Consider the following 21501-nt stretch of genomic DNA (forward strand, 5'->3'; position numbering starts at 1 on the left):
GCAAGGGCGGGAGTCACCGAGTTTGCCTTTGGTTGTACGTCCCGCCCCGGAACCTGTCTTATGGAAGCTTTTCTCAGTTCGACCCTTGCCGTCGCCATCGCCGAAATCGGCGATAAAACCCAGTTACTGTCCCTGTTTCTGATCACCCGGTTCAACCGCAAACGCGCCATCGTACTCGGTATCCTGATCGCGACCCTGGTCAACCATGGCCTCTCGGCATTGCTCGGCGACTGGCTCGGCACCGTCGTGCCGCCCGACTGGGGTCGGTGGTTGATCGGTGGGAGTTTTATCGCCGTCGGGATGTGGATGCTGATTCCGGACAAAGACGACGCCGGCCCGAGCCGGTTCGAAAAACTGGGTGCGTTCTGGGCGACCTTGATCCTGTTCTTCATCGCCGAGATTGGCGACAAAACGCAGATCGCCACCGTCTTGCTGGCGGCCGAATTTCAATCCACATTCTGGGTGACGATGGGCACCACGCTCGGTATGTTGATCGCCAATGTGCCGGTGATCATGGCGGGCCAATGGTTAATGCAACGCCTCCCGGTAAAAGCCGCGCATGTAGTGGCGAGTGTGTTGTTTATCGGGTTCGGCGTGTGGAGTTTGATAATGTAACGGGTTAAACCCCGTGTCCCGGCTCCCACCCCTCGTGTAGGGCAGAAGAGGCTTCGCCGATATCTGCCGTAGGTAGAATATTGTGCCAATGGATTGTCCACCGGCTCAATGATTTCCCCCCCGGCAGATGTCGCTGTCGCTCTTCTGCCCTACTCGGGGATCGTGCCAATGGACAAACCACAGGCACACGCCCTGACCCCGTAGGGCAGAAGAGGCTTTGCCGATATCTGCCGTGGGTAGATTATTGTGCCAATGGATTATCCACCGGCTCAATGATTTCCCCCGGCAGATGTCGCTGTCGCTCTTCTGCCCTACGGGGATGGACCGTGCCAATGGCCAAACCACCGGCACGGCATTCTACCCACGCCCTTCGGGCTCTTCTGCCCTACGGGGGGTCCGTGCCAATGGGTACACCACCGGCAAAGTATTCTGTCCAACGTAGGGCAGAAGAGGCTTCGCCGATATCTGCCGTGGGTAAAATATGGAGCCAATGGACTATCCACCGGCTCAATGAATTCCCCCGGCAGATGTCGCTGTCGCTCTTCTGCCCTACACCGGGGGCCGTGTGCCACCCTCACTCCTTACTCAAACTCAACATCCACTGAATCCCAAATTTATCCGTCACCATCCCGAACCTTGCCCCCCAAAACGTATCCTGAAGCGCCATGGTGATCTCCCCGCCTTCGGCCAGCTCATGAAACACAGCAGCCTGCTCATCGGCATCGGTAAAATCCAGACTCAACGCCACCGGACCACTGCGCGGGATATCCTGGTCAGGCATGCTGTCACTGGCCATAAACGCAATATCCCCGGCTTTGAACGTAGCGTGCATGATGCGATCTTCCGTCCCCGGCGGGGTCTCGCCCGGCATTTCGGCGAAGGTACTCAACGCCGTGATTTCACCGCCCATTGCGTGGGCGTAAAAGTCCAGTGCGGCTTTGCACTGACCGTTGAAGAATAGGTACGGCATCAGGTTGTTCATGGCGCAGGCTCCTTTATGGCCCGGTGGGACCTCAGTCTAGTTCGTGCCCGGAGCCGTCGCCACGTCCTTCAGCCGCTCTTTAGTTACTCCCTTCAGCCCGGAAACTCTGATCCAGCATGCGCAGCAGCCGGTCGAAACTCTCGTCCAGGTCCAGCGGCATGGCGAAGCCACCGCCGATTTCCAGCGAGACGAAACCGTGCAGGGCGCTGCGCAGGCAGCGGATCGCGTGCAGGGCGGCGTCGCCTTCGAGGCGATAGCCTCTCAACATGGCCATCAGAGTGGTCAGCAGTTGCTGGCCGGCCGCCTGCAATTCCTCATCGGCCTCTTCGGTGGCGGCCAGTGTCAGGCTGTACAGCGCCGGGTGTTCGCGGGCGAAGGTGCGGTAGGCTTGACCTGCGGCCCAGAGTGCATCCGGACCGGACCAGCCGACCACGGCCGCCTGCAGATGCTGGTGCAGGGTCCGCAGTCCACTCAGGCGCATGGCGCGCTTCAGGTCGTCCACGCCCTTGACGTGGTTGTAGAGCGACGGGGGTTTTACCCCCAGCCGTCGGGCCAGAGCGCTCATCGACAGGGCCTTGTCGCCCTCCTCGCGCATCAGGTCCAGAGCGGCGTCGACCACCTTGTCTATCGTCAAACCGGGGCTGGGCATAGCGTCTCCTACAATTCAATCGGCACGGTCGGCGGTGTTCAGAAAGTCGCGCAGGATAGCAAAGGTCTCCTCCGGCCGCTCCGCCTGCGGATAATGCCCCGCCCCGTCGATCATGGCCATCTCGCCGTTCAGACGCTGGCTGATCCACTCCGCTTCGGCCTTGGCATCGTCGTAGTCCGGGTCTTTACTGCCCATGATCACCAGCGACGGCTGTTTCACCTGATCCAACCGGCGCTCCACGGCCGCGTCGTTGCGGTCGATCATCGCCTTCACCGCCTGAAAGCGCCCCGGTTCGGACAGGTTCGCTTTCAAATCCCGCTGATAGGCTTCGTAGTCCGCCGGTGTCGCGCCGGTGAACAGGGTGCTGTGGTACCAGGCCCAGGACCGCACCTTCCAGGGGCCATTGAACAGCACGCCCATGGTCATGCGCATCATCAACGGGGGCTTGCCATAGTCCCGCACGAAGGGGCCGATCATCACGATGCGGTTCACCCGCTCCGGCCGTTCGGTCGCCATCCAGGTCGCCACGCCCGCACTGAAGGAGTTGCCCACGACCGTGGCCGATTCGGCCCCGAGTTCATCCAGCAACGCCAGCATACCCTCGGCCACGGTGGCGGTTTGATAGTCCGGCCAGTCGGTGCCGGAATCCCCATGGCCCGGCAGATCGACACTCGCGACCCGGTAGCCCGCCTCCGCCAGTTTCGGCGCAAGAAAGCGGTAACTCTGGCGCAGATCCCCCAAGCCCGGCAGCAGCAGGACCAGGGGACCGGAACCCTGTAGTTCGTAGGCGATGGTACCTTGGGTGGTGGTCAGTCGATTCACGGTGATGTCCTCCTCGGTGGAAGCCCGGGCAACTTGCCAGGCGGCGATCAGGATGGGCAGCAGACAATAAACAACCCAGTGGCGGGAGCCGGACGGGAATATCATGGAAGCTACCTCTATTAGCCATTTAACTAATACCTATAGTCTATCAGCTAACTTGAATAGAAAATAGCCAAAAGTCACTTTGTGATGGGTTTCCCCACTGTCTCGACCGGGAAAAACTATATATTGACAGACAAACCTCGTTCGACCACCATATGTGGGCTTTTGGTGAACCGGCGCCTAACATATCGGTGTCGGTCTTAAAAGGGAATTCGGTGCGGTTTGTGATGGTTTTTGCCACGAACCCAGTCCGAAGCTGCCCCCGCAACTGTAAGTCGTGCCACCGTGTACGTACCCACTGGATCGTCGCATCCGGGAAGGGACACGGGCCGGGCCGATGCTCCTGATAAGAGCCGGCTCCACGACAAGCCAGGAGACCTGCCAGAAAGCACCCACATACTTTTCGCAACGGGCGGGGTGACCTGTGCGGGTAGCCTGCGGCCAAGGCAACGGCCCGCGCTTACCTGTGTTTTTGCTCCGCTCCTTGCTCGGCGGAGGAAGCGCACGTGAACACATCGACCATCGCAGTGGCCAAGCGCGGCGGGCACTCGGAACCACTGAACCTCGACAAGATCCACAAAGTTCTCAACTGGGCGGCCGAAGGGCTCGACTCGGTGTCCGTCTCCCAGGTGGAACTCAAGGCCCAGCTCCAGTTCCACGACGGCATCAGCACCAGCGACATCCACGAAACCCTGATCAAGGCCGCGGCGGACCTGATTGACCAAGACACCCCGGACTACCAATACCTGGCCGCACGCCTGGCCATTTTCCACCTGCGCAAACGCGCCTACGGCCAATTCGAGCCGCCCAGACTGCGCGACCACGTCGAGATGATGGTGGAAGCCGGCCGCTACGACAGCCACCTGTTCACCGACTATTCCGAAGCCGACTATGAGGCGATGGAAGGCTTCCTGCGCCACGAGCGGGACCTGAACTTCAGCTACGCGGCTGTAAAACAGCTCGAAGGCAAATACCTGGTGCAAAACCGGGTGAGCGGCGAGATTTACGAGTCCCCCCAGTTTTTGTACATCCTGATCGCCGCGAGTTTGTTCTCGAACTACCCGCGCGAGACCCGGCTCGATTTCATCCAGCGGTTTTATGAAGCCGTCTCCACCTTCAAGCTCTCGCTGCCGACGCCGGTGATGTCCGGCGTGCGCACGCCGACGCGCCAGTTCAGCTCCTGCGTGCTGATCGAGAGCGACGACAGCCTGGATTCGATCAACGCCACCTCCGCCGCCATCGTCCGCTACGTGAGCCAGCGCGCCGGCATCGGCGTCAACGCCGGCCGCATTCGCGCCATCGGCTCGCCGATTCGGGGCGGCGCGGCCTTCCACACCGGCTGCATCCCCTTCTACAAACACTTCCAGTCCGCCGTGAAGTGCTGCTCCCAGGGCGGCGTGCGCGGCGGCGCGGCCACCCTCTTCTACCCGCTGTGGCACCTGGAAGTGGAAAGCCTGATGGTGCTGAAAAACAACCGCGGCACCGAAGACAACCGCGTGCGCCAACTCGACTACGGCGTGCAGCTGAACCGCCTGATGTACACCCGGCTGATCAAGAACCAGCACATCACCTTGTTCAGCCCGTCCGACGTGCCGGACCTGTACGACGCCTTCTTCGACGACCAGGAACGCTTCGAACAGCTCTACGCCGAGTACGAACAGCGCGACGACATTCGCAAGCAGCAGATCCCGGCCGTGGAACTGTTCTCCATCCTGTTGCAGGAGCGCGCCTCCACCGGCCGCATCTACATTCAGAATGTCGACCACTGCAACACCCACGGCGCCTTCGACCCGAAACAGGCCCCGGTGCGCCAGAGCAACCTGTGCATGGAGATTACTCTGCCGACCAAGCCGTTGAACGACATCAACGACGAGAACGGCGAGATCGCCCTGTGCACCCTGGCCGCGTTCAACCTCGGCGCCATCGACAACCTGGACGAACTGGAACCGCTGGCCGAACTGATTGTCCGCGCGCTCGACAGCCTGCTCGACTACCAGGACTACCCGGTGAAAGCCGCCGAAATCGGCTCCATGAAACGCCGCACCCTGGGCATCGGCGTCATCAACTACGCCTACTACCTCGCCAAGCACGGCGTGCGCTATTCCGACAATTCCGCCGTCGACCTGACCCACCAGGCGTTCGAAGCCATGCAGTACTACCTGCTCAAGGCCTCCAACGAACTGGCGCGCGAATTCGGCGCCTGCCCCGGCTTCAACGAGACACAATACGCCAGCGGCCAACTGCCGATCGACCACTACAAAAAAGACCTCGACAAGATCTGCACCACCGAACTGCAGCTCGACTGGGACAGCCTGCGCGAGTCCATCCAGCGTGACGGCCTGCGCAACTCCACACTGACCGCGCTAATGCCCTCGGAGACCTCATCGCAAATCGCCAACGCCACCAACGGCATTGAACCGCCGCGCAGCCTGGTGAGCGTGAAAACCTCCAAAGACGGCGTCCTGAAACAGGTTGTGCCCAACATCACCGAACTGAAAGACCAGTACGAACTGCTGTGGCAACAAGCCGACAACACCGGCTACCTGAACCTCGTGGGCGTGATGCAGAAATTCGTCGACCAGGCCATCTCCGCCAACACCCACTACGACCCGACCCGGTTCGAAGGCGGCAAAGTACCCATGCAACAACTGATCTCCGACCTGCTCACCGCCTACAAACTCGGCGTAAAAACCCTCTACTACCACAACACCCGAGACGGCGCCGGCGAAGACATGAACGAAGACGACTGCGCCAGCGGCGCCTGCAAAATCTAAAGGCTGGCAAATACCCAACCCGCAATACAAATGACGTATTGCGGTACCCCGTAGGGCGGAAGAGCGACAGCGACATCCGCCACTACCAAACCACGACACCAAACGACAAACACTATTGTGGTGCTACTGTAGGGCGGAAGAGCGACAGCGTTATCCGCCATCATTCAACCAAGACACCGGAAACGCCATGAGCTACCAGACCTTCAACCAACGCGACTTCAACACCTTCACCCAACCCATGTTCTTCGGCGAAACCGTCAACGTCGCCCGCTACGACCAACAAAAATACCCCATCTTCGAAAAACTGATCGAAAAACAACTCTCCTTCTTCTGGCGCCCGGAAGAAGTCGACCTCTCCCGCGACCGCAAAGACTTCATCGCCCTACCCGACCACGAGCAACACATCTTCCTGAGCAACCTCAAATACCAAACCCTGCTCGACAGCGTGCAAGGCCGTTCCCCCAACGTCGCCCTGCTGCCCATAGTCTCCCTGCCCGAACTGGAAACCTGGATCGAGACCTGGGCGTTCAGCGAGACCATTCACTCGCGCTCCTACACCCACATCATGCGCAACGTGCTGACCGAACCGGGCGCCGTGTTCGACGACATCGTCACCAACCCGGCCATCGTCGAGCGTGCCACCTCGGTGACCCGCTACTACGACGAACTGATTGAAGCCACCCAGCACTTCCAGACCCAATCGGCCGAATGGCAAAACGGAGATGAAGGCCGCATCGCCCTGCGCCGCCTGAAACGCCTGCTGTACCGCACCATGGTCTCCGTCAACGTGCTCGAAGCCATCCGCTTCTACGTCAGCTTCGCCTGCAGCTTCGCCTTCGCCGAGCGCTCGAAAATGGAAGGTAATGCCAAGATCATCCGCCTGATCGCCCGCGACGAAGCTCTGCACCTGACCGGCACCCAGCACATGCTCAACCTGATGGCCCAGGGCCAGGACGACCCGGAAATGGCCGAGATTGCGCGCGAAGAACGCGACACCGTGGTCGAGATATTCCGGGAAGCCGCCCGCCAGGAAAAAGACTGGGCCGCCTACCTGTTCAAAGACGGCTCCATGATCGGCCTGAACACCGACATCCTCGGCCAGTACGTGGACCACATCACCGACCAGCGCCTCACCGCGCTCGGCTTCGAACCTCTGTTCGGCCAACCCAAAAACCCCCTGCCGTGGATGGACGCCTGGCTGCAAAGCGACAGCGTGCAAGTGGCCCCGCAGGAAACCGAGATTACCACCTACCTGGTGGGCGCCATCCAAAGTGAGGTGGACACCGGCGCCCTGGAAGACTTCGAGCTGTGACCGAAACCACCCGCCCCCCACACACAAAGGACAACAGCACAACGGACGCCCGCCGCGTCACCCTCTTCCCCGAACGCGGCGTGACCGTGCTGCAGCAACTGGAGCGCAAAGGCTACCGCATCCCCTTCCAATGCCGGGAGGGGTACTGCGGCGCGTGCCGGATGACGCTGATTAAAGGGCGGGTGGAGTACCCCGAGGAGCCGTTGGCGTTCCGCGGGGCGAATGAGGTGTTGGCGTGCAGTTGTAAGGTGGTTGTGGATGTGACGGTGGAGTTTCGGGGGTAACTGTATATCCCCACAGGGCGGACACGGACGACACCTTTGAGCACACAGAGGTTGATGCCGATCACAAAACAGGCTACACATAGACACAGGAGGCGAACAATCGCCCACAACCCGACCTGTTGGTGTGCCCTGTAACCGGCCCGGCGGTAGCGTGGTTAAAAGTAAAATCGGTGCGGCTTTTTTAAGACCAGTGTATACTATATACCCTCTCTTCTCCTAGGTGATCCGATACGTCTGGATAGCCCGCTGGACAGAAAGCTTCAATAACATAATCAACCTGGTCTAAGATACTACTTGAAAACCAAGTTCCTCTGACCAGCAACCCCAGATATATTTCGGGGTTCTCGACATTTGAGAAGGTTTTTAAGCAATTGGTAGTCACCATGTAGGCAGACATTCTCTGCTAAAAGGCTTCAGGGGTAACTCACCATATGGTATCCAAAAAAAGATCTTGCGCATTCTGCGGTGAACAGAACAACTTAACTAGAGAGCACATTTTTCCTAATGGCGTAATCCGAACATATGAAGAAGCCCTACTGTCATTAAATGATAAATCGGACAGGTATTTCAAGGCTGACTTAGTAGTTAAGGACGTATGTGAGTCATGTAATAACGGCGCTCTTTCTGTAATTGATGGTTATTTTGTGAAATTATTTGAAAGCCATATGCACCCTCCTCTCTTGCCTGGAGATAGTGCTGAGTTTGAATTTAATTACAACTACCTTCTCAGAGAGCTATTGAAAATATCGTACAATTCAGCGCGAGCTTCAGCTGATGGGTTTAGAGCTGTAGCAGCCTTAAGAAAATATGTCCCGTACATATTAGGGAACGTTAGTTACACTCCAGATGTCATATTGAGACTTCAAATTGTTACATCATCAAAACGATTCAATACTCATACAAACCAAATAGACGGAACCATGGATGCGGAGTTACTTCGTAGTTGTAAAATTAGCTATAATGGTCCTCAACACTCCAATTTCATGATCCGATTAATTGCATTAAATAGCTTTTGGTTTTACTTAATTATTCCGCTCAAATCTGTTTCCTCCTCAAAGAAAGAGACTTTCATAAATGGGTTCAAGGACAATATTCGGCTCAGTGGAGTACCAATTAATAGCACTATGGACTTTGTCAGCATCCCCAAAGAAAAAACAACATATATGCATCCCGGTTTGCTAGAAAGCATGAGTAGAAAGCATGTATAAAAAGTCGCTCCAGTGATGGGTGCAAAACGACCGTTAACCACTAACATGATAGCGATTTTTTTAGGAGAACCAAGTGGCCAAACCAATAGCATTTGGAACATATCAGTTTAGGACTAAGAAAAGTGCCATAGAAGAAGCTCGAAAAAGAATCAATCAGTACGGATCTGGCGAACGTCTTCGGCCGGATGATGAACATTTTTTTATTTCATTATTTACTCTACATTCTGAGTTCTCAAAAAAGAAAGGCATAGGTATCGAGTACATAACCGTAGAAAGGGACTTTCACAATAACCTTTGCCTTTATATTCACAGATTAGATGGTACACATACAGATTGTAGTTGGGTTCATTGCATACAGCCTGCTTCTCAGAAAACTATTGTCTCTATGGCATTTCGTAGAGCTGTAAAAGATATCATTATTGAATTCAAGAGCATCGCTTTGAACAAGGTAATTGTATGTCCAATTCTTGGAGTGAAGTTAACTTACGACAACAGTCATGTTTCTTATGCACCTCCTTCATTTGACAACCTATTAAATAACTTTTTGCAAGAACGTCAAATCGATTTTGAGTCTGTTGCCTTAACAAACCCTAAGCCAAATGACACTGATCAGAGAGGTTTGATAAAAGATCAAGAATTACTGAAAGATTGGCGTTCTCATCATCAAAGTAATGCAAATTTACAATTGCTAAGCGCAGAAGCAAATTTGCGTAGGATAAAAAACTAGCGAACGTATGCAGTAGGACTTAACACTAAGCTTCTCTACTCAGCATTGTGAGCCTTAAGAGGTCGATAGAATGGCAACCATAGTAGATGGAATAATTATAGGCGGAGCGGGCGGCGCAATTGCAGGGCTTACGGTGTGGCTGGTCCAGTACTCATACGAAAAGGTAACGCAACGAATTCACGCGAGACGAATTTTCACTTGGCTCAAAGCTAACACCGTAGCTAACCCTGATGAGGGAGATCAGTTCAAGTCCACGCGGGCTATAGCGAGCTGGAACAACCTCACGGAGGAAAGAGTCAGGTTTATATGCAGCATTGATAATAGAGTATTCTTGAGTACTGGACCGAATGAGGGCATGTGGGGAATATATGAACGGGTACCTCGCAGTGTCTACGAGTAGCGTGGTGTTCAGGAGTTGCAATTAAGTCCCACAAACCCGAAAAAGTGGGGCTGTTGTTTATGACCATTACAAATCAGTAGGCATAGACGAATTTGGTATATTTCAACCACACAACGAGTTTATAGCTTCCTAAGTCTGGAGTGGAGTGAGTCTGTACGAATAAATGATCTTTTTATTCTTCCCGAGAGGAATAAGCCGGCTCTGTTCCATAAGATTCGGTTCGTAAGCGTATCTAACTATAAAGCGCCGCACAAATGTTTATTGAATAGTTTTTTTCTATAAATATGGTCAAGCGAACTTTAAAATAATTTGAAATTGAAATGCAAAGTGCGCCTGCACATATCATTAAAGCGCAGAGTTATGCAATTGAGCCTAGAAATAAATTGGAGTACCATGAAAACTGCCGATCTATTTCTTCGCTTCCACAGCTAAACAGTGTTTACAACAATGGGCGCCCAAGTTATCCGACCGAGAAAAGCAAATGACCTCAATTTATTAAATTGGAATCAGAGAAGACTGACAACAGCATATGTCAAAAAAACTACAAACCCAACTGCAAAACGCCAACAAAATTAAAGCATTGCTAAAGAACGTAGATGTCGAGCACACATGTCCTAATGGCCAGAAGGTAGAGACGCTTCTAGTTTATCTCCCTATTTCTAATGGCAAAACAGACTATTCGGAATTTTTTGAGCTAATAAGAACAGAGTTGCTTCATAATTTTGTTTTTTCATGCACTGAGATTGAAAAAAAGCTCGGAGTGAAAAGCAAGAAATCAAAGGAAGATCTATTTAACAAGGCAATTAGAAAGCTAAGTAAAAAAACTGCTCACGGAGAGCTCGGTGAACTAATAATATTCACATTGCTAGATGTCTATTTTGAAGCGCCAAAAATTTTAAGTAAGGTCTCTCAGAAATCAAATCCAAAGATGCCAGTCTTTGGAGCGGACGCTGTTCACGGGCAATTCACAGACGATGGGTTTATTTTATACTTAGGGGAGTCTAAATTATTTAAAAGTTTTAAATCTGCCGCAACAAAAGCAACTCAATCAATAGTGAACGCGAAGAGCAAGTATCAAGATGAACTTGATTTATTAGATAGTTATCTTGATTTTCCAGGTATAGACGAAGAGACAGAACAGCGCTTATTAGAACTTCTTGATCCTTTTAACAACAAAGATATAGAAGAAAAAATTAAATCGCCATGCTTTATTGGGTTTGCTGAACCTAAATTGATATCGACACCAAAATCCAATGAAGAATTTTTAACAGATTACAAAAATTTAGCTCAAGAGTATGTATCATATTACTATTCAAAAGTGGAAGAAGGTGAAATGACAACAGAGGAAACACCTCTTCTATTGCTTCCATTTAGTGATATTGAAATGCTTGTTTCAGATTTTATTGACCATATTGGTATAGAAAAATGACCAACTTTGCAGACAAACTATCCGAAAAAGTTTTCGAAAGTAATGCATATCAATTAGCATCTAGTAACCTTTTCTCAAACTATGTACATAGTTTAGCAGGTAACAGTAAATCGCTAGAAAGGTCTGTTATCAAAAAATTAGTTAGTACCGCGCAAATTTTTTATCAATCTAAAGATGACAAAATACGCAGGGAAGGTGCAAGCATTCTATCTATGCTATTGGATGTTGTAGGGGAAGAGCACAAAGATATTATCCCAATAGCTAAAAACCTGTTTATTAATGAGGGGGACTTTCCTAATGTAAAACTATTATCTGATCGCTTCGATCAAATTCAAACAGAATTAGGTTTTTACTCTCAAGCGCAAATTGATTTTCGAGAAAGCCTAAATACAGTAGAAGACCTAGATTTTCTATTGACTGACTTTCAAAGATCTCTATGGGAAGATTTATTATTAGAAAAGGATATCATTACAGCCGCACCAACTTCAGCAGGAAAAACACATATTATCCTTAGCTATATAATTAAAAAGGTGACCAACAGCGATGAATCATTTGCGGCGATAATTGTACCAACAAGAGCTCTAATTTCAGAAGTGGCAGGGAAGGTTTATGATTTGTTGACGGGATACAATAATATAAAAGTTGAGGTTTGTACGGTTCCAAAGGAAGGAGAGTTTGCACCAAGAACGCTTTTTATAATGACCCAGGAACGACTTTATGAAGTACTGCAATCTGGAGATCTTTCATTTGACTACTTATTTATAGATGAAGCTCAAAACATAGCTGATTCAAGTCGTGGCGTTTTATTACATCTTACTATCGAAAAACTGATGGAAGTTAATTATCCGCAAGTTATAATTAGCATGCCATCTCAAAGCTATCAAAATGCATTTTCTGCGGTTCTTCCTAAGATAGAATTCACGAAAGAAATAACCCAACACTCACCTGTCGCTAAAATAGTTTTATCAGTTACTCCAAAGAATCGAGAACTTATTATCACAAGAAACAATAGTCAAAATAAGACAATCATAAAGAAAGAATTCAAAGGAAGAAAGTTTTCTAACATTATTTACAGGCTTGGAGAAGGGCAAAGTAATATCATTTACCAAAATCGGACCGACTATTGTGAAAATGTAGCTAATGAAATAGCCGCATTGGTTTCTCATAACATAGAAAACCCTTTACTTGAGGAGGCTGCTGATTATGTAAAAAAATTCATTCATTCGGGTTTTTCTTTGGCTCAAAACTTGAAGAAAGGGGTAGCGTTTCATTATGGTCCCTTACCCAGCAGCCTCCGAGTAATGATTGAAAACCTAGTAAGAGAAGATCACATCAGCTATGTCGTATGTACTAGCACCCTTGCAGAAGGGGTGAACTTGCCCGCTAAGAACTTGTTTCTTAGAAACCCAATGCAACAAAGTGCCATGTATCAACCATGGGAGCGCATTGAGGATGTCAAAATCAAGAATATTACTGGCAGGGCTGGACGAATGCTTCAACATTTTTCAGGAAATGTTTTTTTAATAGAACCAGATGAATGGAAATACAAAGACTATTTCGACGATGTTCCTGAGGTAGCAGATAAGGTTCCTACATACTATACAACATTAAATAATGATCTTCCAAAAGTTATTAGCGCATTAAGAGGGCTTTATGATCATACGGAAAAAGATCAATTTAAATTTTACACGATCGCAAACAAACTTATCAAAGAATATGCTAATGGAGATTTAGAAAATACTTTAACTGCTAATGAATTATCTTTAAATGATGAGGATAAAGAAAATTTAAGACTAACTATTAAGACTGCCAATGACTCTTTAGAAGTGGCACCTTTGACGCTAGAAGCAAATCCGACCGTGGGTTACATTCAGCAAGATAGTTTACTTTCTTTTATTCGGAGTCAAAAGGACTTAAAAAACTGGATATTGCCACATCCAAAGTCAGCGGACCTTTTTGAAAGATTACTAAGTGTTACTACTAAATTATATGAGCATGGTGTCTACATACCAAGTGATGGATATAGTGTAAAATATGTAGTGCTTATCTCAAAGAAATGGATACAGGGTCATAGCCTGAGAGACATTATTCTTAAACAAATCGACTGGGATGAAGAGAAATCTGAGAAATACGATGTGAACAGATCAGTACGGAGTGTAATTAAAGTTATTAACAATGACATTCGCTTTCGACTTTCTAACGCTATCCGATGTTATGAGTATCTACTTTCCAGTGTTCTAATAGAAAGAAATGAGAATATCATATCATCAAAGCTCCACTCATTCATGGAAGTAGGAGCTTGTGATGAACGAATGGTAAACTTAATCAATATTGGGCTGTCTAGAGAAGCGGCAAAGGAAATTGATGATAAATTAGATAAAAGCCTTGATATTCAATCTGCTGGCAGTCTCTTAAAGATGTTAAATGAAGGAAAGCTGGGTTCCATTCATGGAGTTACAATAAAAGAAATTAAAAATCTGATTACTGGCTAATATTGTTAACAAAATAAGTTAAGGCAGTCTCAAGAACTTCTGAAGAAGATTCTTCGTCTATATAATTTTTCCTGTTTTCAATTTCAGTCTTATAATTGTAGAAAGCATTAGCAAAGTCTAGGCTTACCGATTCACCTTTACTATTTTTACCCTTTATTTTTAGCACCGTACAACCTTCATGATCTGACAGGTAACTAACTATCTCAACTATTTTTTCTTTAGAATACTCTTCATTTTTTGAATCGTTGAAATCCAAATCAAGAGATAGCTGCATATTACCTTCTATATAAGGTGCCGAACTTAAGTCTTTAATTAATTTAGGAGCATCTTCAGATACATCTGTAATGGACGATGAATCTACTTTGAAATGTAAGCTGCTGTATTCAGGTAATTCATTAAGTGTAGAAAATTCTTTTTCTTTCGGAATTAAATTGAGCGCAATGCTATCAACACGGCTGTTGTTAAACTGCTCTAACATTGTTTTGCCAACACTCTTTAGACTTCCGCTTGGCCCAGTAGTGAAACCTAGAAGCAACTTCCTATCAGGAATCACGAAAAAGAAATATGGGTCACCAATAATTCCTTGGTTAACAGATACTCCCGTAAAGCCACCACTCCTTGAGGCCTTCACTTGCCATGTATTTCTCTCTTTCACAACAGTCACAGGATAATAATTATTCCCACGTATGCTTGATGTGGGATCAACCTTAATGAGATACTTTCTGGATCTTATATTTATTATTCTAGAACGAATCTTGTTATTTAAAAATGTTAGCGAATTTGATATAAAATCATCAAAGTACTGATCCTTTGCTTGGATATAAAAGAAACGAACTGTTATTGGTTTTTTTATTCGATTCATTTAATTCACCCAGCTTTATTGTTGGCGAAGAATACGGAAGATAAACTAAACAAGAAATATATTTCATCCTCTTCCGTACATGAGCTCATATGTGCAGAATAATATCAAGTTTTCGGCAACTATTACAGGTCATTCAACGAATAAAGAATAAACTGCAGATATCAAAGTTCGAATCAAAGTACTCGGACATATGGCTCTTCGAGTTGCACCACAGCTGATTTGATTGCATGGAGCTCACAACAGCTATGAGTACTGAGCTATTCACTTTTTGCTCATCAACTGCTTCTTCAATCGGCAAACTCATTCAATGCCGTGGTGCATACTTCCTGGGTCAGTTCCTGCAACTTGGCGACTTCGCGGCTCAGCCAATCCAGTTCCTCCAACGTGATCTCGTAGTGCTCGGAGTACCGGGCATCCACATAGGCGCGCTTTAGTCTCTGAAAGCTACGCCGATGGAACTTACTGTCTCGCGGGAAGAGCCTGGCAAAGCGCAGGTCCTGCTGGGCGCACAGTGACCGCAAGTGCTTCAGATTATGGGTTTTCGGTAGGTAGTTCGTACACACCAGTAGAGTGCAGCTGAAAAAGCGTTCTGCTGCCTGATGCAACTCAAAGGCGGCTTCATTAATCCACTGTCGCTCCATGTGATCATGGCAGGTTATTAGAAACCGACCCGCACTCACAAACCACTGATCGTAATGTTTCTGCGCAATCGCCTTCCGTTCCTCGGGCGTCAGCTTCCCGGGCAATGCCAGTTCCCGGTTGTCGGCACTGAACAGCTCTATGCCCTCCTCCCGAATGTCCCGAAAGAAGAACTGCCCCTGCGCCAGGTTCTCGTTCACCTCGCCCAGGGTATGCACAATAAGCCCCAACTCGGCGCTCACCTTGCGTTCAATCCGGTCTTCGGCGGTCTGCCACACTTCGTACTCTTCCACCAGTGCCGGTTGGTTCACGATGACGAGGATGTCGTAGTCGCTCACGTAGCCGTTGTCGGGGTCTTCCACCCAGGTGCCTTTGGCGTGGCTGCCGAATAGGATGATCTTGAGGATGCGGTATTGCAGCCGTCGGCCGGTCTTGCCCGCGAGGAATTCGTCCAGCGCATCGCGCAGACCGGTGGCAATGGTCCGGATGTCCTCTTGTTTGCGTTCGGGCAGGTGGTCCAGGCTCGTTTTCATCGGGTTACTTTACTACGGGCGAGCGACCGCGCCAACTGTGCATTTCAGCCTTTTCTAATGGTGTTCACGATCGGCCGGAACAGGATGGGGGATATGGGGTCCCCTTGCAGGACGCTGTGGACTGGCTCACCCCGGCAACCGTTGCTTTCAAATGCTTTGGAGCCCCACATTGGCGCCCGTGAAATCGCAGGCAAGACCGGATAGCGGTGTTTCATTGATCGATAGCGGGGCACGTCGCCTCTCGGTAGTAGTCGTCTATGCTCTGGTGCAGTGCAACCATTATGGAGTCGATGACCCACCTGCCACCCTCACTGACGTAATACAACGACAGGGACTTAGGCCGTTGCCGATCATCCAGGCCATTAATCGTCAAACACCCTTGACCACTCTGAACGTCTTCATAGTGACTGTATTCAGTGCGTAATTTGGTGGCCAGATCGCGATAATAAGGACTTCGCAACGCTTCTGGCATGTTTTTCTGTGCTGTTTTGATCCGCGCGACGTATTTAGCGGAGACCATCGTCTCTGTAGCCAGAATCTCATCTTCGACGATCAGCGATCCGAACCGTTGAAACTCCTGGTACAATGAGACTTGACCTGTCTCATCAACAGCAGTACTTGCACACGCGGACAAGAAAATCGAGAGCGGCAGGATCATCCGTTTCATCACCTTGTCGGTTTTCGTATGCATTGCTGCAGCTCTTGCTGATTTATATGTTACAACCGGAGAGAACCGGGATTTCACCCATATTGTCGGCATACTGAGCCCGCTACCGTTTAAAGAACCTCAGGGCACACAACTTCACTCGGCAGCCAGTCTCGTCTCTCATAATAACCGATCTCAAAAGCATTCATTAGCCATAGGCCTTGGGCTTTTACAAACTGAATCGATATCGAAGCCGGCTCTCCTTCGTTGTCTGTACCTACTACAGTCAGACAGCCACTACTTTCATCTTGGCTTTCGAATACATCCTCTTCATTCATGACGACTGTCGGAAAGTGCTCTAAGTACGGGAAAAACCGATCAGGCTCTGTCTTGAGTTTCTCTTTATTGTACACCTCCATGAACCTGTCCGTTATGAGTTCAGTTGCTGACTCATAGTCGTCCTGAACTGTACTCTGGTACTGCTTGTAGGTTTCGTAAAAACCGGTGTTGGAATGCGGTGTACTTGCGCACCCCACCAGTAAGATCAGAGTAAACCAATACGTGAGCTTCATTCTATCGTCCCATTATCTGTTGTAGCTGCTGTTCAATCTTAGCATTTCTCCCTTTCAGAAGCCTGGCTGCTTCACACAACCATCCGCTACAACTTAGAAGCAGCTCCTCTATATTGAAACTTCCCATGAGGGATATGCTGGATGAACCAACTAAAGTAAATGTAGCACTGTAGTTTAGGTTCCAGCCATCTCCGTTAGTGAAAAGAATGCTCACCCTACTGATACTGATGCCAAGACCGGACATGGCAGGCTCGCCATAAAAGAAGACGCTCTCTCCGCCACCTGACAGTTTCGCCTTGCCGGTGTGATCGACACTGATCCTGAAATTATTGCCCGATTTTACAATTCTCGCTGTCGGTCCTTCATTGGTTGAGTAAGCCAGCTCTATGAGCTTTCCGACTGTAACCCTCAATTGTAGATCTGTAGCAGCCATCGTATTCAGCCCTTAACCAAATGGAAGTGGGGATGCGAAATACAACATCCCCTGCCGTCTCCTTCATCGTCCCTCAAACCATGAATCTGAATGGCTGACGTTACCATCCAAATAGGTGTGGGTTATTTTCTCGTAGCGCAAGGATATGCTCTCGATGTGCGGAATCTTCTCCATCGATGGTTCCTTGGTGTTGGCCATCTGTGGTGAGAATGAGTTGATCTTGACGCCTTCCAACTCATGTTGGTAGTACTCTACTTCCTGACCGGATTCATCGATCTTGTACCAGCGCAACACTGCACTTTCCAACTTCTGCCCATTACAACACGCCTTGAACAAGTAAGGAGAGGCCGCGTCGAATGCTTTTACAACGGTAATTGCGCCGTGCTTACGAGTGCCGGTCAACTCGCCGGTGTCGTTGTCGGTTGGAATGTATATGGAATGGTCAAACTCAAGCAATTCGATTGATCCTTCACGCCCTGATACGTTAACGGACCCTCTGATGTCATTGCCTTGTTCGTCTTTTAGCCATAAATAAGCGGGTATCGCCATGTCCCTATTCCTTGTTTGTGGATTGAACTACGGTTGGCAAGGGAGAGTATTCAGGCGGTTTCATCATGACAATACATTTTGACTTGCAATTGATTTATTCGTGAGTGAAATCACAAAATAAAGGCGAATAAATTACAGCCTGTAATATTTGGTATATGGATTCGATGATCGAATTAAGGAGAGTGATTAACCAACGCTGACGACGAGTTCTTCGAGTTGTGCTTCTGTTGATTTGATGGTGCTGAGTGCACTGCGGCCAGGAACCCTGCGGTACTCAGTTGGTAAGCATCAACTTCTTATTCAATCGGCCATCTCGTTCAATGCCGTTGTGCATACTTCCTTGGTCAGCTCCTGCAGCTTAGCCACTTCGCTGCTTAGCCAATCCAACTCTTCCAACGTGATCTCGTAGTGCTCGGAATATCGGGCATCCACATAGGCGCGCTTTAACCTCTGAAAGCTACGCCGATGGAACTTACTGTCTCGCGGGAACAATTTGGCAAACCGAACATCTAGCTGAGCACACAATGAACGCAATTGTTTGAGGTTGTGGGTTTTCGGAAGGTAATTCGTACAGACTAGCAACACACAACTAAAATACCGCTCTACAACTTGATGTAGCAAAAATGCAGCTTGATTCAGCTTGCCCCGGTTCTTATCAAACTCGAACGTCACAAAGAAATCCGAGGCACTCACAAACCACTGATCGTAATGTTTCTGTGCAATCGCCTTCCGTTCCTCAGGCGTCAGCTTCCCGGGCAATGCCAGCTCTCGGTTGTCGGCACTGAACAGCTCAATGCCCTCCTCCCGGATATCCCTGAAGAAGAACTGACCTTGGGCCAGGTTTTCGTTCACCTCACCCAGGGTGTGCACAATCAGCCCCAGCTCGGCGCTTACCTTACGCTCTATCCGGTCTTCGGCCGTCTGCCACACTTCATATTCTTCGACCAACGCCGGTTGGTTGACGATGACGAGGATGTCGTAGTCGCTCACGTAGCCGTTGTCGGGGTCTTCCACCCAGGTGCCTTTGGCGTGGCTGCCGAAGAGGATGATCTTGAGGATGCGGTATTGGAGCCGTCGACCGGTCTTGCCCGCGAGGAATTCATCCAGCGCGTCACGCAGACCGGTGGCGATGGTCCGGATGTCCTCTTGTTTGCGTTCGGGCAGGTGGTCCAGGCTCGTTTTCATCGGGGTACTTTACTACGGGTGACCGGCCGCGCCAACTGTGGGTTTCAGCCGCTTTGAATGGCGTTCGTGTAGGGCCACCCACCCGGCGCATCATGATGAACAGCTGTAGTGCGACCACCCTCCGGCCCCAAAGTACTGCGCCGGTTTCAGCCGGTAGTACTTCTCTTCCACCACGCTCGACTGTTCGTCATACGGCTGGGTCATCACATCCTGCAATTCATGCACCCGTGAGTAGTCGCCATTCATCGCTTGCTGATACGCAGGCACAACAAACCACTCCCGCAAACTGTATTTAGGGTTGGTGCGTTTCATCTGCCGGGCAATGTCTTCACGGGAGCGGGGCGTGGCATCGCCCGTACCGCTGTCGATCAGTGAGTGCCACTGGGCGAGCCATTCGGTCCAGCGTTTATTCATGCCCTCTGGGTCCGTCGCGACCATCGAGTTCCTGACGGGACCGGTACCGTCAGCTTCAGTGTAAAAGCTGTTCTTCAGAGGCGTAATGTCGTCGGGTATCGCCGAGAGCTCCCGGAAAAAGAGGGTGTAGTCCACCGGGGTATGCGCCATGAGTGACAACAGCTCGCGGACCAGCGGTTCATTGAAGTCGCTCAACCCCAGTTTGGCGGCCCACATCTGTTCTAGTTCGGATTGCATGGCGGACGAAAAGCCGCGCTCAATGTCGATCAGTTGTTTCAGGCGGGTGTGATCAGACTCCAGCAACGGCTGTAAGGCGCTGCAGAACGAGTGAAAATTGCGCTCGGCGGCGGCCGGTTGGTTCAGGAATGCGAAGTGCTGACCGCCGCCCGTCCAGGGCTGGAAAGCCGGGTCGAACGCATCGCAGAACCCAAACGGGCCGTAGTCGAGGGTGAACCCACCGGCCGCGCAGTTGTCGCTGTTGAAGTTGCCCTGGCAGTAGCCAACCCGTATCCAGTTGGCGATGAGCGAGGTGAGGCGGCCGCGGAACAGACGCGCCAGGCGCACGATCTTCTCGCCGGTACCCAGTGCCGGGTCTATTTCGCCGCTGTATTCACGGTCGATGAGATGCAACACCAGCTGTTCGAGTTCTTCCATCGCTCTCGGGTGTTCCTGCTTGCGGGCGCGACGAGCGAACAGCTCGAGTTGTCCAACGCGAATGAACGAAGGCGCGACGCGCGTCGAGATAGCGACCGGGTTCTGCACGAGTATGTCCGGGTCTTCTGAATGAGAGCCTTCTGAATACCAGGGCCGCTGGACCTGTTCGGTTTTGGATACGTACAAACTCAGCGATCGTGACGTGGGTACACCGAGCGCATGCATGTGTTCCTGCGCCAGGAACTCCCGAACACTCGACCGCAAGACGGCGCGGCCATCGGCCCCCCGGCAATAAGGTGTCCGACCGCCGCCTTTGAGCTGCATTTCCCGGCGTTTGCCGTTGAGTACCGCCTCCAGAACGGACACGGCCCGGCCGTCGCCGTAACCGTTGCCGGTCTGAAAGGGGCACTGCTGGTAGAATTCGTTGCCGTAAATCGACAGCGCATAACCACAGGCCCAGCCCACCTTGCGCATGGGGTGTGGCACCCGGGTCAGGTCACCCGAAAACAGGGCCATGAAGTCGGCTGACCGGGCCAGGCTGTCATCCAAACCCAGTTCACGGAACAGCGTTTTGCTGTGTGCGACGTATTCGGGGTTAGGGATGGGAGTGGGGTTAACCGGCACATAATGGCCCGAAAACACCTGCCGTGGGGCGTGATCGACGCCGTCCTCGGTTGCGTTGGGGTCGCATTGGAGCGACTCCACCAGCGAGTAGCTCGCGTGCTCGGCCAGCTCGTCGAGCGTTGTGATGGGAGCAACCTCGGACGGGTGTTCACGAGATGCATCCTGAGGCCAGGAAGCCTGCTCCGGTGCCGTTACATGTTGCATACTCAGGCGCCCTATTGGTCGGCTTAATGCGAATGGCGTCACACCCAGACAAGGGTGCTCCAGTGTTGATATGAGTTTTACCCTATTGTAATGGTGGTGGTGCCCGGATGCATACAGCAGTGGTTCAACCAACCGGCGGTTTTCAATCCAAACCCGTCGATGTTCATACTCTTGGCCGGTCACCCGGGCGACGGCGGCCCAGCAAAAGGGGCCAAAAGCGCGAAAGTGTGCGCTGCGTCCTGGTTTTTTTCTCCCGTGTCTACATAGTCTCCACGTGGGGGCTGCAGTCACGGAGGGATGAGCTGCACCGGCTGGGGTGGCCGACACACGCTATCGACATCCAGCACCTGCGATTTTCAAACCCCTCGGGGAATGCGGACTGCAGCGCAA

At 50.6% G+C, this 21501-nt stretch carries 19 protein-coding genes and 1 riboswitch; of the genes, 8 read left to right on the forward strand and 11 right to left on the reverse strand.

The window, feature by feature from the left end; all coding sequences use genetic code 11:
- The first annotated feature begins 60 nt into the window (after positions 1–60).
- Positions 61–615: a TMEM165/GDT1 family protein gene (locus tag IE111_RS11040; RefSeq protein WP_189608621.1), complete on the forward strand. Its 555-nt coding sequence runs from the start codon at positions 61–63 to the stop codon at positions 613–615.
- A 574-nt stretch (positions 616–1189) separates the two neighbouring features.
- On the opposite strand, the gene IE111_RS11045 is transcribed toward IE111_RS11040, so the two are convergent.
- The 3 genes from IE111_RS11045 to IE111_RS11055 form a co-directional block, all read right to left on the reverse strand.
- Entirely contained in the window at positions 1190–1597 is a 408-nt protein-coding gene (locus IE111_RS11045; protein WP_189608622.1) for a VOC family protein, read from the reverse strand.
- A 79-nt stretch (positions 1598–1676) separates the two neighbouring features.
- The gene (locus IE111_RS11050; RefSeq protein ID WP_189608623.1) at positions 1677–2246 is read right to left on the reverse strand and encodes a TetR/AcrR family transcriptional regulator; all 570 of its coding nucleotides are present in this window, start codon (positions 2244–2246) and stop codon (positions 1677–1679) included.
- Between the two features lie 15 nt (positions 2247–2261).
- A complete protein-coding gene (locus tag IE111_RS11055) occupies positions 2262–3173 on the reverse strand; it encodes an alpha/beta fold hydrolase (RefSeq protein WP_189608624.1) in 912 nt (303 codons plus the stop codon).
- Positions 3174–3319: 146 nt separating this feature from the next.
- Positions 3320–3570: riboswitch (cobalamin riboswitch) on the forward strand.
- A 106-nt stretch (positions 3571–3676) separates the two neighbouring features.
- Here IE111_RS11055 and nrdA point away from each other — a divergent pair.
- The 7 genes from nrdA to IE111_RS11090 all read left to right on the forward strand — a co-directional run bounded on the left by nrdA (position 3677) and on the right by IE111_RS11090 (position 13796).
- Positions 3677–5944, forward strand: a complete 2268-nt coding sequence (nrdA, locus tag IE111_RS11060) for a class 1a ribonucleoside-diphosphate reductase subunit alpha (protein ID WP_189608625.1) — start codon at positions 3677–3679, stop codon at positions 5942–5944.
- Between the two features lie 187 nt (positions 5945–6131).
- Entirely contained in the window at positions 6132–7256 is a 1125-nt protein-coding gene (nrdB, locus tag IE111_RS11065; RefSeq protein WP_189608626.1) for a class Ia ribonucleoside-diphosphate reductase subunit beta, read from the forward strand.
- Positions 7253–7540 carry a class I ribonucleotide reductase maintenance protein YfaE gene (gene yfaE, locus IE111_RS11070; protein WP_189608627.1) on the forward strand — a complete coding sequence of 96 codons (288 nt, stop codon included), beginning with the start codon at positions 7253–7255 and terminating at the stop codon, positions 7538–7540. Before nrdB ends, yfaE begins: the two co-directional genes overlap by 4 nt.
- A 431-nt stretch (positions 7541–7971) precedes the next feature.
- Positions 7972–8748 (forward strand): hypothetical protein, encoded by a 777-nt coding sequence (locus IE111_RS11075; protein WP_189608628.1) that lies wholly within the window; start codon positions 7972–7974, stop codon positions 8746–8748.
- A 73-nt stretch (positions 8749–8821) separates the two neighbouring features.
- On the forward strand, positions 8822–9475 hold the full coding sequence (locus IE111_RS11080; RefSeq protein WP_189608629.1) for a DCL family protein: 654 nt from the start codon (positions 8822–8824) through the stop codon (positions 9473–9475).
- Positions 9476–10404: 929 nt separating this feature from the next.
- Entirely contained in the window at positions 10405–11304 is a 900-nt protein-coding gene (locus IE111_RS11085; RefSeq protein ID WP_189608630.1) for a HamA C-terminal domain-containing protein, read from the forward strand.
- Positions 11301–13796 (forward strand): DEAD/DEAH box helicase, encoded by a 2496-nt coding sequence (locus tag IE111_RS11090; RefSeq protein WP_189608631.1) that lies wholly within the window; start codon positions 11301–11303, stop codon positions 13794–13796. Before IE111_RS11085 ends, IE111_RS11090 begins: the two co-directional genes overlap by 4 nt.
- Here the strand turns inward: IE111_RS11090 and IE111_RS11095 are convergent.
- The 8 genes from IE111_RS11095 to IE111_RS11130 all read right to left on the reverse strand — a co-directional run bounded on the left by IE111_RS11095 (position 13786) and on the right by IE111_RS11130 (position 21111).
- Positions 13786–14658 carry a hypothetical protein gene (locus tag IE111_RS11095; RefSeq protein ID WP_189608632.1) on the reverse strand — a complete coding sequence of 291 codons (873 nt, stop codon included), beginning with the start codon at positions 14656–14658 and terminating at the stop codon, positions 13786–13788. The two genes, IE111_RS11090 and IE111_RS11095, sit on opposite strands and share 11 nt — an antisense overlap.
- 287 nt (positions 14659–14945) lie before the next feature.
- Entirely contained in the window at positions 14946–15830 is an 885-nt protein-coding gene (locus IE111_RS11100) for a HEPN domain-containing protein (RefSeq protein WP_189608633.1), read from the reverse strand.
- Positions 15831–16041: 211 nt separating this feature from the next.
- Complete coding sequence (locus IE111_RS11105) at positions 16042–16521, reverse strand: hypothetical protein (RefSeq protein ID WP_189608634.1); 480 nt, start codon at positions 16519–16521, stop codon at positions 16042–16044.
- Positions 16522–16607: 86 nt separating this feature from the next.
- A complete protein-coding gene (locus IE111_RS11110; protein ID WP_189608635.1) occupies positions 16608–17048 on the reverse strand; it encodes a hypothetical protein in 441 nt (146 codons plus the stop codon).
- A 1-nt stretch (position 17049) separates the two neighbouring features.
- Positions 17050–17481: a hypothetical protein gene (locus tag IE111_RS11115; protein WP_189608636.1), complete on the reverse strand. Its 432-nt coding sequence runs from the start codon at positions 17479–17481 to the stop codon at positions 17050–17052.
- Between the two features lie 63 nt (positions 17482–17544).
- Complete coding sequence (locus IE111_RS11120; protein ID WP_189608637.1) at positions 17545–18030, reverse strand: Hcp family type VI secretion system effector; 486 nt, start codon at positions 18028–18030, stop codon at positions 17545–17547.
- Between the two features lie 300 nt (positions 18031–18330).
- On the reverse strand, positions 18331–19215 hold the full coding sequence (locus tag IE111_RS11125) for a HEPN domain-containing protein (protein ID WP_189608638.1): 885 nt from the start codon (positions 19213–19215) through the stop codon (positions 18331–18333).
- A 90-nt stretch (positions 19216–19305) separates the two neighbouring features.
- Entirely contained in the window at positions 19306–21111 is a 1806-nt protein-coding gene (locus IE111_RS11130; protein ID WP_189608639.1) for a protein adenylyltransferase SelO, read from the reverse strand.
- Positions 21112–21501: the final 390 nt, after the last annotated feature.

It is taken from the genome of Saccharospirillum salsuginis (assembly GCF_014651855.1).
Taxonomy (GTDB): domain Bacteria; phylum Pseudomonadota; class Gammaproteobacteria; order Pseudomonadales; family Natronospirillaceae; genus Saccharospirillum; species Saccharospirillum salsuginis.

Coding starts and splice junctions, on each gene's coding strand:
- IE111_RS11110 (WP_189608635.1), bottom strand. CDS start 17,048: ATGAAGCTCACGTATTGGTTTACTCTGATCTTACTGGTGGGGTGCGCA.
- IE111_RS11105 (WP_189608634.1), bottom strand. CDS start 16,521: ATGCATACGAAAACCGACAAGGTGATGAAACGGATGATCCTGCCGCTC.
- nrdB (WP_189608626.1), top strand. CDS start 6,132: ATGAGCTACCAGACCTTCAACCAACGCGACTTCAACACCTTCACCCAA.
- IE111_RS11090 (WP_189608631.1), top strand. CDS start 11,301: ATGACCAACTTTGCAGACAAACTATCCGAAAAAGTTTTCGAAAGTAAT.
- IE111_RS11100 (WP_189608633.1), bottom strand. CDS start 15,830: ATGAAAACGAGCCTGGACCACCTGCCCGAACGCAAACAAGAGGACATC.
- IE111_RS11045 (WP_189608622.1), bottom strand. CDS start 1,597: ATGAACAACCTGATGCCGTACCTATTCTTCAACGGTCAGTGCAAAGCC.
- IE111_RS11085 (WP_189608630.1), top strand. CDS start 10,405: ATGTCAAAAAAACTACAAACCCAACTGCAAAACGCCAACAAAATTAAA.
- IE111_RS11130 (WP_189608639.1), bottom strand. CDS start 21,111: ATGCAACATGTAACGGCACCGGAGCAGGCTTCCTGGCCTCAGGATGCA.
- IE111_RS11125 (WP_189608638.1), bottom strand. CDS start 19,215: ATGAAAACGAGCCTGGACCACCTGCCCGAACGCAAACAAGAGGACATC.
- IE111_RS11075 (WP_189608628.1), top strand. CDS start 7,972: ATGGTATCCAAAAAAAGATCTTGCGCATTCTGCGGTGAACAGAACAAC.
- IE111_RS11115 (WP_189608636.1), bottom strand. CDS start 17,481: ATGGCTGCTACAGATCTACAATTGAGGGTTACAGTCGGAAAGCTCATA.
- IE111_RS11050 (WP_189608623.1), bottom strand. CDS start 2,246: ATGCCCAGCCCCGGTTTGACGATAGACAAGGTGGTCGACGCCGCTCTG.
- IE111_RS11095 (WP_189608632.1), bottom strand. CDS start 14,658: ATGAATCGAATAAAAAAACCAATAACAGTTCGTTTCTTTTATATCCAA.
- IE111_RS11055 (WP_189608624.1), bottom strand. CDS start 3,173: ATGATATTCCCGTCCGGCTCCCGCCACTGGGTTGTTTATTGTCTGCTG.
- IE111_RS11120 (WP_189608637.1), bottom strand. CDS start 18,030: ATGGCGATACCCGCTTATTTATGGCTAAAAGACGAACAAGGCAATGAC.
- IE111_RS11040 (WP_189608621.1), top strand. CDS start 61: ATGGAAGCTTTTCTCAGTTCGACCCTTGCCGTCGCCATCGCCGAAATC.